The organism is Pseudomonas sp. FP2335, assembly GCF_030687535.1.
In the GTDB taxonomy this organism is placed as follows: domain Bacteria; phylum Pseudomonadota; class Gammaproteobacteria; order Pseudomonadales; family Pseudomonadaceae; genus Aquipseudomonas.
In genome coordinates, this window is sequence record NZ_CP117437.1 from 4,412,848 (window position 1) to 4,429,190 (window position 16,343).

General features: G+C 62.4%; 17 protein-coding genes. 12 read left to right on the forward strand and 5 right to left on the reverse strand.

What is annotated here, in order from left to right; all coding sequences use genetic code 11:
• The first annotated feature begins 204 nt into the window (after positions 1-204).
• The 10 genes from ccoN (at position 205) to hemN (ending at position 10,705) form a co-directional block, all read left to right on the forward strand.
• A complete protein-coding gene (gene ccoN / locus PSH81_RS19770) occupies positions 205-1,647 on the forward strand; it encodes a cytochrome-c oxidase, cbb3-type subunit I (protein WP_305391336.1) in 1,443 nt (480 codons plus the stop codon).
• A complete protein-coding gene (gene ccoO, locus PSH81_RS19775) occupies positions 1,647-2,255 on the forward strand; it encodes a cytochrome-c oxidase, cbb3-type subunit II (RefSeq protein WP_003193167.1) in 609 nt (202 codons plus the stop codon). The genes ccoN and ccoO overlap by 1 nt, the downstream gene beginning before the upstream one ends.
• Before the next feature lie 5 nt (positions 2,256-2,260).
• On the forward strand, positions 2,261-2,446 hold the full coding sequence (locus PSH81_RS19780) for a CcoQ/FixQ family Cbb3-type cytochrome c oxidase assembly chaperone (protein WP_003193169.1): 186 nt from the start codon (positions 2,261-2,263) through the stop codon (positions 2,444-2,446).
• Positions 2,443-3,420 carry a cytochrome-c oxidase, cbb3-type subunit III gene (gene ccoP / locus PSH81_RS19785; protein ID WP_226454931.1) on the forward strand — a complete coding sequence of 326 codons (978 nt, stop codon included), beginning with the start codon at positions 2,443-2,445 and terminating at the stop codon, positions 3,418-3,420. The genes PSH81_RS19780 and ccoP overlap by 4 nt, the downstream gene beginning before the upstream one ends.
• Before the next feature lie 365 nt (positions 3,421-3,785).
• Positions 3,786-5,189: a cytochrome c oxidase accessory protein CcoG gene (ccoG, locus tag PSH81_RS19790; RefSeq protein WP_192297118.1), complete on the forward strand. Its 1,404-nt coding sequence runs from the start codon at positions 3,786-3,788 to the stop codon at positions 5,187-5,189.
• Between the two features lie 20 nt (positions 5,190-5,209).
• A complete protein-coding gene (locus PSH81_RS19795) occupies positions 5,210-5,749 on the forward strand; it encodes a FixH family protein (RefSeq protein ID WP_226454930.1) in 540 nt (179 codons plus the stop codon).
• A gap of 114 nt (positions 5,750-5,863) precedes the next feature.
• Positions 5,864-8,308 carry a heavy metal translocating P-type ATPase gene (locus PSH81_RS19800; protein ID WP_305391337.1) on the forward strand — a complete coding sequence of 815 codons (2,445 nt, stop codon included), beginning with the start codon at positions 5,864-5,866 and terminating at the stop codon, positions 8,306-8,308.
• Between the two features lie 22 nt (positions 8,309-8,330).
• Positions 8,331-8,543 carry a cbb3-type cytochrome oxidase assembly protein CcoS gene (ccoS, locus tag PSH81_RS19805; protein WP_192297121.1) on the forward strand — a complete coding sequence of 71 codons (213 nt, stop codon included), beginning with the start codon at positions 8,331-8,333 and terminating at the stop codon, positions 8,541-8,543.
• On the forward strand, positions 8,536-9,219 hold the full coding sequence (locus tag PSH81_RS19810; RefSeq protein WP_305391338.1) for a sulfite exporter TauE/SafE family protein: 684 nt from the start codon (positions 8,536-8,538) through the stop codon (positions 9,217-9,219). Before ccoS ends, PSH81_RS19810 begins: the two co-directional genes overlap by 8 nt.
• A 103-nt stretch (positions 9,220-9,322) precedes the next feature.
• Positions 9,323-10,705, forward strand: a complete 1,383-nt coding sequence (gene hemN / locus PSH81_RS19815; protein WP_226454928.1) for an oxygen-independent coproporphyrinogen III oxidase — start codon at positions 9,323-9,325, stop codon at positions 10,703-10,705.
• Here the strand turns inward: hemN and PSH81_RS19820 are convergent, their stop codons facing one another.
• Positions 10,706-11,155 carry a hypothetical protein gene (locus PSH81_RS19820; RefSeq protein ID WP_226454927.1) on the reverse strand — a complete coding sequence of 150 codons (450 nt, stop codon included), beginning with the start codon at positions 11,153-11,155 and terminating at the stop codon, positions 10,706-10,708.
• Between the two features lie 153 nt (positions 11,156-11,308).
• Here PSH81_RS19820 and fnr point away from each other — a divergent pair, with 153 nt between their 5' ends.
• Both fnr and PSH81_RS19830 read left to right on the forward strand, forming a co-directional pair.
• Positions 11,309-12,043, forward strand: a complete 735-nt coding sequence (gene fnr, locus PSH81_RS19825) for a fumarate/nitrate reduction transcriptional regulator Fnr (RefSeq protein WP_192297125.1) — start codon at positions 11,309-11,311, stop codon at positions 12,041-12,043.
• Positions 12,044-12,135: 92 nt separating this feature from the next.
• Entirely contained in the window at positions 12,136-12,684 is a 549-nt protein-coding gene (locus PSH81_RS19830; RefSeq protein WP_192297126.1) for an adenine phosphoribosyltransferase, read from the forward strand.
• Positions 12,685-12,801: 117 nt separating this feature from the next.
• Here PSH81_RS19830 and PSH81_RS19835 read toward each other — a convergent pair whose 3' ends face one another.
• The 4 genes from PSH81_RS19835 to PSH81_RS19850 all read right to left on the reverse strand — a co-directional run bounded on the left by PSH81_RS19835 (position 12,802) and on the right by PSH81_RS19850 (position 16,341).
• On the reverse strand, positions 12,802-13,950 hold the full coding sequence (locus PSH81_RS19835; protein ID WP_192297127.1) for an acyl-CoA dehydrogenase family protein: 1,149 nt from the start codon (positions 13,948-13,950) through the stop codon (positions 12,802-12,804).
• 216 nt (positions 13,951-14,166) lie between these two features.
• Complete coding sequence (recR, locus tag PSH81_RS19840) at positions 14,167-14,769, reverse strand: recombination mediator RecR (RefSeq protein ID WP_192297128.1); 603 nt, start codon at positions 14,767-14,769, stop codon at positions 14,167-14,169.
• Positions 14,770-14,835: 66 nt separating this feature from the next.
• Entirely contained in the window at positions 14,836-15,870 is a 1,035-nt protein-coding gene (locus PSH81_RS19845) for an NADP-dependent oxidoreductase (RefSeq protein ID WP_305391339.1), read from the reverse strand.
• A gap of 132 nt (positions 15,871-16,002) precedes the next feature.
• Entirely contained in the window at positions 16,003-16,341 is a 339-nt protein-coding gene (locus PSH81_RS19850; protein WP_003175481.1) for a YbaB/EbfC family nucleoid-associated protein, read from the reverse strand.
• Positions 16,342-16,343: the final 2 nt, after the last annotated feature.

Sequence of the window (16,343 nt, forward strand, 5' to 3'; positions counted from 1 at the left end):
TCCCGTCGCGAGCCGAAAAAATTCCTGTCCACTTGATCAGCTTTTGAATTCCGATTTTGTCCTTACGCAAAACAGGGAAAGGGCGCAGAATCTGGCGTGGAACGCCTTGACCCAGGTCAGCGTTGCGTTGCATTGGCCTCTCGCTTTCTACATACTTGCGGCCGATTTTTACCTATAAAAAAACCTAAACCGTGGAACCTTAGAATGAGCACAGCAATCAGTCCGACTGCTTATAACTATAAGGTAGTCCGCCAGTTCGCCATCATGACGGTGGTCTGGGGGATCCTTGGCATGGGGCTCGGGGTCTTCATCGCCTCGCAACTGGTCTGGCCGGAATTGAACTTCGGCTTGCCCTGGACGACCTTCGGTCGCCTGCGCCCGCTGCACACCAACCTGGTGATCTTCGCCTTCGGTGGATGTGCATTGTTTGCCACCTCCTACTATGTCGTGCAGCGAACCTGCCAGACGCGACTGATCTCCGATGGCCTCGCCGCCTTCACCTTCTGGGGCTGGCAAGCCGTGATCCTCGGCGCCATCGTCACCCTGCCACTGGGCTACACCACCACCAAGGAATACGCCGAGCTGGAATGGCCGATCGCGATCTTGCTCGCCATCGTGTGGGTGACGTATGCCGTGGTGTTCTTCGGCACCATCGTCAAGCGCAAGACCAAGCACATCTATGTGGGCAACTGGTTCTACGGCGCCTTCATCCTGGTCACGGCGATGCTGCACATCGTCAACCATGCCTCCTTGCCGGTCAGCCTGTTCAAGTCCTACTCGGCCTACGCCGGGGCGACGGACGCGATGATCCAGTGGTGGTACGGGCACAACGCGGTCGGTTTTTTCCTGACCACCGGTTTCCTGGGGATGATGTACTACTTCGTGCCGAAACAGGCCGAACGTCCTATTTACTCGTATCGCCTGTCCATCGTGCACTTCTGGGCGCTGATCACCCTGTACATCTGGGCCGGTCCGCACCACTTGCACTACACCGCGCTGCCGGATTGGGCGCAGTCCCTGGGCATGGCGATGTCGATCATCCTGCTGGCACCCAGCTGGGGCGGCATGATCAACGGCATGATGACCCTGTCGGGCGCCTGGCATAAATTGCGCACCGACCCGATCCTGCGTTTCCTCGTGGTGTCGCTGGCGTTCTACGGCATGTCGACCTTCGAAGGCCCGATGATGGCGATCAAGACCGTCAACTCGCTGTCCCACTACACCGACTGGACCATCGGCCACGTGCACGCCGGTGCCCTCGGCTGGGTGGCGATGATTTCCATCGGCGCGCTGTACCACATGATCCCGAAACTGTTCGGCCGTGCGCAGATGCACAGCGTCGGGCTGATCAACGCGCACTTCTGGCTTGCCACTATCGGCACCGTGCTCTACATCGCCTCGATGTGGGTCAACGGCATCACCCAAGGCCTGATGTGGCGTGCGATCAACGATGACGGCACCCTCACCTACTCCTTCGTCGAAGCGCTGCAAGCCAGCCATCCGGGGTTCATCGTGCGCGCCCTGGGCGGTGCATTCTTTGCCTGCGGCATGTTGCTCATGGCCTACAACGTCTGGCGCACCGTGCGTGCCTCCGACCCGGCGCAAGCCGAAGCCGCCGCCAAGATCGCCGTTGTGGGAGCTCACTGATGAAGCACGAAGTAGTCGAGAAGAATATCGGCCTGCTGGCCTTCTTCATGGTCATCGCCGTGAGCATCGGCGGCCTGACCCAGATCGTTCCGCTGTTTTTCCAGGACGTCACCAACAAGCCGGTCGAAGGCATGAAGCCGCGTACCGCCCTTGAACTGGAAGGCCGCGACGTCTATATCGCCAACGGTTGCGTGGGCTGCCACTCGCAGATGATCCGCCCGTTCCGCGCCGAAACCGAACGCTATGGCCACTACTCGGTCGCCGGCGAAAGCGTGTGGGACCACCCGTTCCTGTGGGGCTCCAAGCGCACCGGGCCGGACCTGGCGCGTGTCGGCGGGCGTTACTCCGATGACTGGCAGCGTGCGCACTTGTACAACCCGCGCAACGTGGTGCCTGAATCGAAAATGCCGGCGTACCCGTTCCTCGTGGAAAACAAGCTCGACGGCAAGGACACCGCGAAGAAGATGGAAGTCTTGCGCACCCTGGGCGTGCCCTACACCGACGAAGACATCGCCGGTGCAGCCGCAGCCGTGAAGGGCAAGACCGAAATGGACGCATTGGTGGCCTACCTGCAAGGCCTTGGCACCATCATCAAAAGCAAACGGTGACCTTCATGGATATCGGGATGATTCGAGGCCTGGGCACCGTCGTGGTGATGGTGGCCTTTATCGGCCTGGCGCTGTGGGTGTTCAGCCCCCGCCGCAAGTCGGAGTTTGACGACGCGACCATGCTGCCCTTTGCGGATGATCCCGAAGCCATCAAGCACGTCGAGCAAGCTTCTAGGAGTAACAAAGAATGACTACGTTCTGGAGTCTGTACGTCACAGTCCTCAGCCTGGGAACCATCTTCGCCCTGACCTGGCTGTTGCTGTCGACCCGCAGGGGGCAGCGCGCCGAACAAACCGACGAGACCGTCGGCCACTCGTTCGACGGCATCGAGGAATACGACAACCCACTGCCGAAATGGTGGTTCATGCTGTTCGTCGGCACCATCATCTTCGCCCTCGGTTACCTGGCGCTGTACCCCGGCCTGGGCAACTGGAAAGGCCTGCTGCCGGGCTACGCCTACCTCGACAACGACAAGCAAACCCCCTTCGCCAACGGCCAGGCCGGCTGGACCGGCGTGCATGAATGGGAAAAGGAAATGGCCAAGTCGGACGCCAAGTTCGGGCCGATCTTCGCCAAATTCGCGTCGATGCCGATTGAAGAAGTGGCCAAGGACCCGCAAGCCCTGAAGATGGGTGGCCGCTTGTTCGCCTCCAACTGCTCGGTGTGTCACGGTTCCGATGCCAAGGGCGCCTATGGCTTCCCCAACCTGACCGACGCCGACTGGCGCTGGGGCGGCGAGCCGGCAACGATCAAGGAAACCATCATGAAAGGCCGCCACGCGATCATGCCGGCCTGGGCCGAAGTGATTGGCGAGCAAGGCGTGGCCGACGTGGCCGGTTTTGTACTGACCAACCTCGATGGCCGCAAACTGCCGGAAGGCGCCAAGGCCGACGTGGCCAACGGCGAGAAACTCTTCGCCACCAACTGCGTCGCCTGCCACGGCCCGGCCGGTAAAGGCACCCCAGCCATGGGCGCGCCGGACCTGACTCACCCTGGCGCGTTCATCTACGGTTCGAGCTTCGCCCAACTGCAACAGACCATCCGTTACGGCCGTCAGGGCCAGATGCCTGCGCAGGAACAACTGCAAGGCAACGACAAGGTGCACTTGCTGGCGGCGTATGTTTACAGCCTGTCCCATGGCGACAAGAAGGCTGAGGAGCAGTAACGCCGCTCACCACCTTTGAAAACCCTGAAAAACCGGTGTGGGAGCGGGCTTGCCCGCGAATGCGATAGTCCAGGCACAGAGGTGTCGACTGGTACACCGCATTCGCGGGCAAGCCCGCTCCCACATCAGCTTCATCACATCAGATCGCTGGTTTTTGAAGGCCGAGCCCGCCAAAACCGACCATACTTGCCAAGTCAATTGATCCAGATCACGTACACCATCAATTGATTTCCCCCAACGCGACCAAAGGTCGCACCCTTTGCGCACCATCGGGGGCGTATCATTAGGCCACTGCAACACCCTTAATTTGACCCCGGCCGGCACGTACTGACCGAGGCAAATCTCCACCGCCGTGGGATGCAATGATGAGCGACCAGATACCGGTACATGACGTTACCCCCCCTGCCAAAACCGTCGATCTCTACGCCTCGCGAGAGAAAATCTACACCCGCGCCTTCACTGGCCTGTTCCGCAATCTGCGCATGCTCGGCGGCGCCGGATTGTTCCTGCTCTACTTCGGCACCGTGTGGCTGAACTGGGGTGGCCACCAGGCTGTGTGGTGGAACCTGCCGGAACGTAAATTCTTTATTTTTGGCGCCACCTTCTGGCCCCAGGACTTCATCCTGCTTTCGGGCATTCTGATCGTTGCGGCCTTTGGCCTGTTCTTTATCACCGTCTACGCCGGGCGCGTGTGGTGCGGGTATACCTGCCCGCAAAGCGTGTGGACGTGGATTTTCATGTGGTGCGAAAAGGTCACCGAAGGCGACCGCAACCAGCGCATCAAGCTCGACAAGGCACCGATGGGCGCCAACAAGTTCCTGCGCAAATTCAGCAAGCACACGCTGTGGCTGCTGATCGGCTTTGTCACCGGCATGACCTTTGTCGGCTACTTCTCGCCGATCCGCGAGCTGGTGATCGACTTCTTCACCGGCCAGGCCGATGGCTGGTCGTATTTCTGGGTTGGCTTTTTCACCCTCGCCACCTACGGCAACGCCGGCTGGCTGCGCGAGCAGGTGTGCATCTACATGTGTCCGTACGCGCGCTTCCAGAGCGTGATGTTCGATAAAGACACCCTGATCGTTTCCTACGACCCGCGCCGTGGCGAACTACGCGGCCCACGTAAAAAAGGCAGCGACTACAAGGCCCAGGGCCTGGGCGATTGCATCGATTGCACGATGTGCGTGCAGGTGTGCCCGACCGGGATCGACATCCGCGACGGCTTGCAGATCGAATGCATCGGTTGCGCGGCGTGCATCGACGCCTGCGACAACATCATGGACAAGATGGACTACCCGCGCGGCCTGATCAGCTACACCACCGAGCACAATCTGTCCGGGCAGAAGACCCACAAACTGCGCCCCCGCCTGATCGGCTACGCGCTGGTATTGCTGGCAATGATCGGCCTGCTGGTCGCCGCCTTCTTCATGCGTTCGCTGGTCGGTTTCGACGTGAGCAAGGACCGTGTGCTGTACCGCGAAAACGCCGAAGGCCGCATCGAAAACGTCTACAGCCTGAAGATCATGAACAAGGACCAGCGCGACCACACCTACGTGCTCGACGCCGCCGGCCTGCCGGACCTGAAGCTGCAAGGCCGCCGCGAGATCAAGGTGGCTGCGGGCGACATCATCAGCATGCCGGTAGAGCTGTCGAGTGCGCCGGAGCAATTGCCGTCCAGCACCAACGAGGTCAAATTCATCCTCACCGATGCCGACGACCCCGACGTGCGTATTGAAGCCAAGAGCCGATTCATTGGCCCACAAGTCCGTTAAGTTAAATAGAGAGCAGAACAATGCCCGTAGCGACTGCCACAAGCCCTTGGTACAAGCACCTCTGGCCCTGGATCATCATTGCCATCCTGGCCTGCTCGGTGACTTTGACCTTGTCCATGGTAACCATCGCGGTGAACAACCCGGATAACCTGGTCAACGACAACTACTACGAGGCAGGCAAAGGCATCAACCGTTCCCTCGACCGCGAACTGCTGGCCCAGACCCTGCAAATGCGCGCCAAGGTGCACCTGGATGAGCTGACCGGCGAAGTCGACGTGCACCTGACCGGCAACAGCAACCCGGCCAACCTGGAACTCAACCTGATTTCCCCGACCCAACCGGAGAAGGACCGCAAGATCAACCTGGCCCGCAGCGCCAGCGAACCCGGCCGCTATATCGGCCAGGTCACCGACAAGGTCGAAGGCCGCCGTTTCGTCGAACTGCTTGGGGTGGAAGGCGACCGCACCTGGCGCATGTTCGAAGAGGAGCAGGTCAGCCACGACAAGGATTTGCTGTTGGGGGATGAACCGCTGCAAGGTGCCGAAGACCTGAAAAAGTAACAACCGGCGCTTCGCGCATCGCGGGCAAGCCCGCTCCCACAGGGGACCGCGATCTACCTGTGGGCGCGGGCTTGCCCGCGATGCGGCCCTCCCAGCCACTACAGATTCCAAACCATGACCACCCCTTGCTACCACTGCGCCCTGCCCGTCCCCTCCGGCAGCCGGTTCACCGCCGAAATCCTCGGCGAACGCCGCGAACTCTGCTGCCCGGGTTGCCAGGCGGTGGCCGAAGCCATCGTCGCCGGCGGCCTGGAAAGCTACTACCAGCACCGCAGCGAAGCCTCGGCCAACCCCGAGGCGCTGCCGGTGCAACTGGTGGACGAACTGGCGCTGTATGACCGCGCCGACGTGCAAAAACCCTTCGTCCACCACAGTGGCGAGCTCGCCGAAACCACCCTGTTGATGGAAGGCATCAGCTGCGCCGCCTGCGGCTGGCTGATCGAAAAACACCTGCGCAACCTGCCCGCCGTGGCCGAGGCGCGCCTGAACCTGTCCAACCATCGCCTGCACGTGCGCTGGGCCGATGGGCAATTGCCGTTGAGCCAATTGCTCAGCGAGTTGCGCCATATCGGTTACGCCGCCCACCCCTATCAGGCCGACCGTGCCGCCGAGCAACTGGCCAACGAAAACCGCCTGGCCCTGCGCCAGCTCGGCGTCGCCGGATTGCTGTGGTTCCAGGCGATGATGGCAACCATGGCCACCTGGCCGGAATTCAATATCGACCTGAGCGCGGAGCTGCACGTTATCCTGCGCTGGGTGGCGATGTTTCTGACAACCCCCATCGTGTTCTACAGCTGCGCGCCATTCTTCAAGGGCGCCCTGCGCGACTTGCGCACCCGCCACCTGACCATGGATGTGTCGGTGTCCCTGGCAATTGGCGGGGCCTATCTGGCGGGGATCTGGACCGCGATCACCGGCGTCGGCGAGCTCTACTTCGATGCCGTGGGCATGTTTGCCCTGTTCCTGCTGGCCGGCCGTTACCTGGAGCGGCGCGCGCGGGAACGCACGGCGGCGGCCACCGCGCAGTTGGTCAACCTGTTGCCCGCCTCGTGCCTGCGCCTCAAGACCGATGGCCAGAGCGAACGCATCCTGCTGCGTGAATTGGCCGTGGGTGACCGCGTGCTGGTGCATCCCGGCGCGGTGTTGCCGGCGGATGGGGTGATCCTCGACGGTCAATCGAGCATCGACGAGTCCCTGCTCACCGGCGAATACCTGCCACAACCACGCCAGGTCGGCGATGCGGTCACCGCCGGTACGCTGAATGTCGAAGGCGCGCTGAGCGTCGAAGTGCGCGCCCTGGGCCACGACACCCGCCTGTCCGCCATCGTGCGCCTGCTGGAACGGGCCCAGGCCGAGAAGCCGCGCCTGGCCGAAATCGCCGACCGCGCCGCGCAGTGGTTCCTGCTGTGCTCGCTGATTGCCGCTGGCGTGATCGGCCTGGTGTGGTGGCAACTGGATTCGTCGCGGGCGTTCTGGATCGTGCTGGCGATGCTGGTCGCCACCTGCCCGTGCGCCTTGTCGCTGGCCACGCCGACCGCCCTTACCGCCGCCACCGGCACCCTGCACAAACTCGGGCTGCTGCTGACCCGCGGCCATGTGTTGGAAGGCCTGAACCAGATCGACACGGTGATTTTCGACAAGACCGGCACCCTCACCGAAGGGCGCCTGGCACTGCGCGCGATCCGCCCGTTGAGCGCACTGAACAGCGACGACTGCCTGAGCCTCGCCGCCGCCCTCGAAAACCGCTCCGAACACCCTATCGCCCGCGCCTTTGGCCGCGCACCGCTGGCCGCCGACGAAGTGCTCAGCTCCCCCGGCCTTGGCCTGGAAGGCCACGTAGGCGAGCGCCAGTTGCGCATCGGCCAGCCGGCCTTTGTGTGTGCACTGAGCGGCTGTGCAATCCCGACGCCCCCCGATGAAGCCGGCCAATGGCTGCTGTTGGGCGACACCCAGGGTGCCCTCGCCTGGTTCGTCCTCGATGACCGTTTGCGCAGCGACGCCCCGGCGCTTTTGGCGGCGTGCAAGGCCCGCGGCTGGCGTACGCTGCTGCTGTCGGGGGACAGCTCGCCGATGGTCGCCAGCGTCGCCGCCGAGCTGGGTATCGACGAAGCCCACGGCGGCCTGCGCCCCGACGACAAGCTGCACATGCTGCAACAGTTGCACCAGCAGGGCCGCAAGGTGCTGATGCTCGGCGACGGAGTCAACGATGTACCCGTGCTCGCCGCCGCCGACATCAGCGTGGCCATGGGTTCAGCCACCGACCTGGCGAAAACCAGCGCCGATGCAGTGTTGCTGTCCAACCGCCTGGACGCGCTGGTGCACGCCTTTAGCTTGGCGCGGCGCACCCGTCGGGTCATCATTGAAAACCTGTTGTGGGCGGGCTTGTACAATGGCCTTATGCTGCCGTTTGCCGCCCTGGGTTGGATCACACCGATTTGGGCAGCGGTCGGCATGTCCCTCAGTTCATTGACCGTGGTGCTCAACGCCCTGCGCCTGACTCGTCAACCGAGCGCGCCGGCCGCCAACGCCCCTTTAGTCACCCGTCCGCTGCCGGCGTGAGCCGCGCGAACATGGAGTACACATGCCAGCTCTCTACGTGATGATTCCGGCGGCGCTGCTGTTGGTAGGCGTGGCCATCTACATCTTCTTCTGGGCGGTGGACAGCGGCCAGTACGACGACCTCGACGGCCCGGCCCACAGCGTACTGTTCGACGATCAGGACCCCAACCACCTGGCCGCCGTCGACGAAGCCAACCACCCCGAACAACCACCGAAAGACCCGCCCCATGCTTGAACTGGCGCCATTGCTGGTCTCCGCGCTGATCCTCGGCCTGCTGGGCGGCGGCCATTGCCTGGGCATGTGCGGCGGGCTGATGGGCGCGTTGACCCTGGCGATCCCCAAGGAACAACGCAGCCGCCGGTTTCGCCTGCTGCTGGCGTACAACCTGGGGCGCATCCTCAGCTATGCCACCGCCGGTTTGTTGATCGGCCTGGCGGGCTGGGCCGTGGCCAACAGCCCGGCGGCAATGTTCATGCGCGTGCTCGCCGGGCTGCTGCTGATCTGCATGGGTCTGTACCTGGCCGGTTGGTGGGGCGGCCTGACCCGCATCGAGAGCCTCGGGCGCGGCCTGTGGCGGCATATCCAGCCGATTGCCAACCGTTTGCTGCCGGTGTCCAGCCTGCCACGTGCGTTGCTGTTGGGCGCGCTGTGGGGCTGGTTGCCGTGCGGGTTGGTCTACAGCACCTTGCTGTGGGCGGCGAGCCAGGGCAATGCGCTCGACAGCGCAGTGCTGATGCTCGCGTTTGGCCTGGGCACCTGGCCGGTGCTGCTGGCCACCGGGCTCGCGGCGGAGCGGGTGACCGCGTTATTGCGCAAGCGCAGCGTGCGCATGGCGGGTGGCGTGCTGGTCATGCTCTTCGGGATCTGGACGCTGCCCGGCCCGCATCAGCACCTGTTGATGGGCCACTGAATCGCTCTGTGGCATAGCGCCGCTGCCTGTTGATGCAAATCAAGGTGCCCTCCCCGCAACGCCCCTAGACTCGGCCCATTAGCCTATCCGGGGGAACGCCCGCATGCTCGACGCCATTCGTTGGGACACTGATCTGATTCATCGCTACGACTTGGCGGGGCCGCGCTACACGTCCTACCCCACCGCCGTACAATTCGACAGCCAGGTCGGCACCTTCGACCTGCTCCACGCCCTGCGCGACAGCCGCAAGGCCGCGCGACCGCTGTCGCTGTACGTGCACGTGCCATTCTGCGCGAACATTTGCTACTACTGCGCCTGCAACAAGGTCATCACCAAGGATCGCGGGCGCGCCCAAGGCTACTTGCAGCGTCTGGAGCAAGAGATCCAGTTGATGGCCTGCCATCTCGACCCGAAACAGCCAGTGGAGCAACTGCACTTCGGCGGCGGCACCCCGACGTTTCTCAGCCACGATGAACTGCGCCAGGTCATGGCCAGCCTGCGCCGCCACTTCAATTTGCTCGACGACGATTCCGGCGACTACGGCATCGAGATCGACCCACGCGAAGCCGACTGGGCCACCATGGGCCTGCTGCGTGAGCTGGGCTTCAACCGTGTGAGCATCGGCCTGCAAGACCTCGACCCCGAGGTGCAGCGCGCGGTCAATCGCCTGCAAAGCCTGGAAGAAACCCGCGCAGTCATCGATGCCGCGCGCACCCTGCAATTTCGCTCGATCAATATCGACCTGATCTACGGCCTGCCCAAGCAAACGCCGATCAACTTCGCGCGTACCGTGGAAGAAGTGATCAAGCTGCAACCCGATCGCCTGTCGGTGTTCAACTACGCCCACTTGCCGGAACGCTTCATGCCGCAGCGGCGGATCAACACCGACGACCTGCCCTCCCCGGCGGAAAAACTGCTGATGCTGCAAACCACCATCGAGCAACTGACCCAGGCCGGCTATCGCTACATCGGCATGGACCACTTCGCCCTGCCGGATGACGAATTGGCCATCGCCCAGGAAGAAGGCACCCTGCAACGCAACTTCCAGGGCTACACCACCCACGGCCATTGCGACCTGATCGGCCTGGGCGTGTCGGCCATCAGCCAGATCGGCGACCTGTATTGCCAGAACAGCAGCGACCTCAACGCCTACCAGAACACCCTGGCCGGCGCGCAACTGGCCACCAGCCGTGGCTTGGTGTGCACCACGGACGATCGTTTGCGGCGGGAAGTGATCCAGCAGTTGATCTGCAATTTCAGCCTGGCATTCGACAAGGTCGAACAGGCCTTCAATATCGATTTTCGCGGCTATTTCGACGAGATCTGGCCGCAACTCGAAGCCATGGCGGCAGACGGCCTGATCGAACTCGACGCCCAGGGCATCCGGGTGTTGCCAGCCGGGCGGTTGCTGGTGCGGTCGGTGTGCATGGTGTTCGATGCGTACCTGGAGCACCAGAACCGGCAGCGGTTCTCCCGGGTGATCTGATCAACTCGACAACGCGAGGACTTTTCCGACGTCTTCCGAGCTCATGCCTTTCATTGCCTTGGCCAGGGACACCTGGGCGGTGACGAGCCCGGCCTGCAAGGAGCTGATGGCGGTTTGCAGGTTGGCGGTCTTCATCTGCCGTTCCTCTGCCGTCAGGCTTTGGTCCATGGCGATGGCTTGCAGCTCGGCCATCTTTTCCTCGAGCTGCTGCTTGATCTGGCGGATCATCTTCAGGATCTGTTTGACGTTATCGTCCAGGCCGCTGTCGTCGATGTCCGAATCGGGGCTTTTTGCCGCAGCCGCCTTGAATGCATCCGAGGAAATCGTCACCTTGACGCCTTCGGCCGCTGGCAACGCGGCGGTGTCCTTATCCTCGACCGCAGCGGTCGGCTGCGCGTCCGGCACCGTCGGCACGCGGAGCTGGGGGTTATTGACCGCGAAAACAATCATGGGCTGAGCTCCTGCTCGTAAAAACACGTCCTTGTATCGGCCTCGATACAAAAAGCTTTATACCTTTGCCGGTTTTTTGTACAGGCTGGCCTCCTTGCCCCCCAGTGCGTTACCCTTACGTCTTATGTGTGTTTCCCCACAAGGATTTAATAAATGTCCGAGCCAGTAAAACTGCGCGCTCACAGCCAGGCTCATTGCAAGGATTGCAGCCTGGCCCCCCTCTGCTTGCCACTTTCGCTGAATTTGGAAGACATGGATGCGTTGGACGACATCGTAAAACGTGGCCGCCCGCTGAAAAAAGGCGAGTTCCTGTTTCGCCAGGGCGACGGGTTCGATTCCGTTTATGCAGTACGTTCGGGTGCCTTGAAGACGTTCAGCCTGAGCGACAGCGGCGAAGAGCAGATCACCGGTTTCCACCTGCCGAGCGAGTTGGTGGGGCTGTCGGGCATGGACACCGAGATTCACCCGGTCTCGGCCCAGGCGCTGGAGACGACGTCGGTGTGCGAAATCCCCTTCGAACGCCTGGACGAACTGGCCCTGCAACTGCCGCAACTGCGCCGTCAGTTGATGCGTGTAATGAGCCGTGAGATTCGTGACGACCAGCAAATGATGCTGCTGTTGTCGAAGAAAACCGCCGACGAGCGCATCGCCACCTTCCTGGTCAACTTGTCCGCGCGCTTCCGTGCCCGTGGTTTTTCGGCCAACCAGTTCCGCTTGAGCATGTCGCGCAACGAAATCGGCAACTACCTGGGCCTCGCGGTGGAAACCGTGTCCCGCGTGTTCACCCGCTTCCAGCAGAACGAACTGATCGCGGCCGAGGGCAAGGAAGTGCACATTCTCGACCCGATCCAACTGTGCGCACTGGCCGGCGGTTCGCTCGAAGGTTAAGCGAAAGGCTGATCCAGACACCTGTGGCCGCGCCAATCGGCGAGGCCGCAGGTATACTTCGAGTCCGTTTCCAGCCCCAGGACTCTTCGACGATGACCTTCGATTCGTTCGACATCAAATCCCTGATCCGCCCTGTCATCGACTTCCCCAAGCCTGGGGTGATCTTTCGTGACATCACGCCCCTGTTCCAATCGCCCCGCGCCCTGCGCCTGGTGGCCGACAGCTTTGCCCACCGCTACGTTGAAGCCGACTTCAGCCACATCGGCGCCATGGATGCCCGCGGCTTCCTGATTGGCTCGATCATCGCCTACCAACTGAACAAACCGCTGATCCTGTTCCGCAAGCAAGGCAAATTGCCGGCGGACGTGCTGGCCGAGGGTTACCAGACCGAATACGGCGAAGCGTTCCTGGAAGTGCATGCCGATAGCCTGTGCGAAGGCGACTCGGTGCTGATGTTCGATGACCTGATCGCCACTGGCGGTACGCTGATCGCAGCGGCCAACCTAGTGCGGCGCATGGGCGCGAAGATCTTTGAGGCGGCGGCGATTATCGATTTGCCGGAGTTGGGTGGCTCGCAGCGTTTGGAAGATATGGGGATTCCGACGTTTTGTTTGACGCAGTTTGCCCTGACTGAAAGGTAAGGGTTGCCGGGGCTGACGCCATCGCGGGCAAGCCCGCTCCCACATTTTGATGTGTGAACACCGTCAAATGTGGGAGCTGGCTTGCCTGCGATGAGGCCCTAAAAAACAACACACCACTTAAAGCCCCATCTGCTTGCTGATGATTTCGTTCATCACCTCCCGCGTCCCCCCACCAATCGACAAGATGCGATTGTCCCGATACAGCCGCTCCACCAGGCTGCCGCGCATATAGCCCTGACCGCCCAGAATCTGCACCGCGTCATAAGTGACCCGGTCCGCCGTGTCGGTCGCCAGGTTCTTGGCCATGGATATCTCCTTGATCACACTCTTGCCCGCGGCCATCTTCGCCGCCTGGCGATAGGTGAACTCCCGTGAGACTTCCACCGCCGTGGCCATTTCCGCCAGGCGATGCTTGAGCACCTGGAACTTGCCGATGGGCTTGCCAAACGCCTCGCGCTGGGTCGCCCAGTTGAGGCTTTCCTCCAGGGCCAGCTGCGCGGTCATGTTGGCCATCAAGGCCAGGGCCAGGCGTTCACTCTGGAAGTTGCCCATGATGCAGGCAAACCCCATGTTCTCGGCGCCGATCAGATTGCCTACGGGCACATGACAATCGTCGAAGAACAATTCGGCAGTGTCCGACGCCCACCAGCCCATTTTCTTCAGGGGCTGGCCGACGGTGAAACCCGGGGTGTGTTTTTCGATGAGCAGCAGGCTGATGCCGCCAAAGCCCGGCCCGCCGGTGCGCACGGCGACCGTGTAGAAGTCGGCGCGCACGCCGCTGGTGATAAAGGTCTTGCTGCCGCTGACCCGGTAGCAATCGCCCTCGCGGATGGCGCGGGTTTGCAGGTTGGCCACGTCGGAGCCGCCGCCCGGTTCGGTGACGGCCAGGGCGATGATTTTGTCGCCCGACAGCACTTGCGGCGCCACACGCTCGCGCACTTCGGGCCGCGCCCATTTGACCACCGGCGGCAAGCCGATATCCAACGAACCGAGCCCGGCCACGACTCCGGCAGAGCCACAGCGCATCAATTCCTCACTGGCCGCGACCTTGGCAAACAGATCACCGGCATGACTGCCGCCGAGGTCTTCCGGGTAGCCAATCCCCAGGATCCCCGCCGCACCGGCCTTGAGGTACAGCTCACGGGGAAAGCTCTCGGCCTCCTCCCACTGCTCGATGCCCGGCAACATCTCGCGCTCGACGAAACGGCGCACGCTGTCGCGGATCAACTGGTGGCTGGGGTCGAAGTAGTCCTGATAGGCAGACATCGGCAAGCTCCACGGTGAGGTGGAGGGAAATTACCAAGCGCTTGCTTGGTTAGCAAGCCGGGCGCAAACCTCACCCTCAACACAAAACCAATGTGGGAGCAGCTCTGTGTGGGAGCGGGCTTGCTCGCGAACGCGGTGAATCAGTCAATAAATCTGGCGACTGACACACTGTATTCGCGAGCAAGCCCGCTCCCACATTTAGTTTTGCAATGTGGCTTAGAGCGCGATCGGCTTGCGACCTGCAAAGGAGTGCGCCAGCGTGCCGCCGTCCACCAACTCCAACTCCCCACCCAGCGGCACGCCATGGGCGATGCGCGAGGTGATCAGGCCTTTGTTGGTCAGCAGTTGCGCGATGTAATGCGCCGTCGCCTCACCTTCCACTGTCGGGTTGGTGGCCAGGATCACCTCGGTAAAGGTGCCCTGCTCTTCAATGCGCGCCACCAGTTGCGGAATGCCGATCGCTTCCGGCCCAAGGCCGTCCAGCGGCGACAGGTGGCCCTTGAGCACAAAGTAGCGCCCGCGATAGCCGGTCTGCTCCACCGCGTACACATCCATCGGCCCTTCCACCACGCACAGCAGCGTGTCGTCGCGGCGCGGGTCGGCGCATTGCGGGCAGAGGTCTTCTTCGGTGAGGGTGCGGCACAGGCGGCAGTGGCCTACGCCGGTCATGGCCTGGCTCAGGGCCTGGGCCAACCGGGTGCCGCCGCTGCGATCACGCTCCAGCAGTTGCAGCGCCATGCGCTGGGCGGTTTTCTGGCCGACGCCGGGCAAGGTGCGCAGGGCGTCGATCAGTTGGCGAATCAGGGGGCTGAAGCTCATGGGCGAAGGGTCCGACAAAACGACGAGACGCGGTTTATACCCGCGCCCCGGATTAGCGTCAAATGCTCAATCCTGTGCGACGCGCACCACCAACTTGCCGAAGTTGCGTCCTTCGAGCAGACCGATAAAAGCTTCAGGCGCATGCTCCAGGCCGTCGACTACGTCTTCGCGGAACTTGATTTTGCCATCACGCACCCACGGCGCCATCGCGCTGAGGAATTCGGGCTGGCGGTCGCCGTAGTCGTCAAACACGATAAAGCCCTGGATACGCACGCGTTTGGTCAGCAAGGTGCGTTGCAGCGCAGGCAAGCGGTCAGGGCCCGTGGGCGGCTGATGGGCGTTGTAGCCGGCGATCAACCCGCACAGCGGGATGCGTGCCTTGGGGTTGAGCAGCGGCAGCACCGCATCGAAGACTTTGCCGCCGACGTTTTCGAAGTAAATGTCCACGCCTTTGAAGCAGGCTTGCGCCAGTTCATCGGCGAACGCCTCGCTTTTGTGGTCGATGCACGCATCAAAACCCAGCTCATCCACCACATAACGGCATTTGTCGGCGCCACCGGCAATCCCGACCACACGCAAGCCCTTGAGCTTGGCCACCTGCCCCACCACCGAACCCACCGCACCGGACGCGGCCGCCACCACCAGGGTTTCGCCGGCCTTGGGCTGGCCGATGTCCATCAGGCCCATGTACGCGGTCATGCCCGGCATGCCGAGGACCCCCAAGGCCATGGACGGGCTGGGAAGCCCATTGGGCACCGGGATCAGATTGCGCCCGTCGGAAATGCCATGGCTCTGCCAGCCCGTGGCACCGACCACCAGATCACCCACCTCGAATTTCGGGTTGCGCGACTGTTCGATACGGCTGACAGCACCACCGGTCATCACTTCGTCGATTTCCACCGGCGCGGCGTAGGACGGCGCGTCGCTCATACGTCCGCGCATGTAGGGGTCGAGGGACAGGTACAGCGTCTTCAGCAAGACTTGGCCGTCTGCCAGCTCCGGCAAGGCCACGCGCTCCATGCGGAAGTTTTCCGGGGTCGGCGCGCCCACGGGGCGTGAGACCAGCACAATGCGCTGGTTCAGAATGGGTTGTTGTGGCATCTGGGGCTCCTTTCGCGAATCCATCGGTATAGGGTGCAGACCGTATTGGGGGTGCCTGGGTTCGATCGGATCGACACAAACAAAAATGCCAGGCACAAGGCCTGGCATTGGAGTCTAGCCAACGATCGCCGATCAGAACGGCAGCTTCATGCCCGGTGGCAGTTGCATGCCAGCGGTCACACCGCCCATTTTTTCCTGGCTGTTGGCTTCGATCTTGCGCACGGCGTCGTTGACGGCCGCGGCGAACAGCGCTTCGAGCATTTCCAGGTCGTCTTCGCCGACACCTGGCAATACGCTCGGGTCGATGCTCACGCGCTTGATGTCGTGACGACCGGTCATCACCACGCTGACCATATCGCCACCGGCTTTACCGGTGACTTCGGCGTTGGCCAGTTCTTCCTGCATCTTGGCCATTTTTTCCTGCATCTGCTGCGCCTGCTTCATCAGGCCGGCCATGCCACCTTTCATCATGG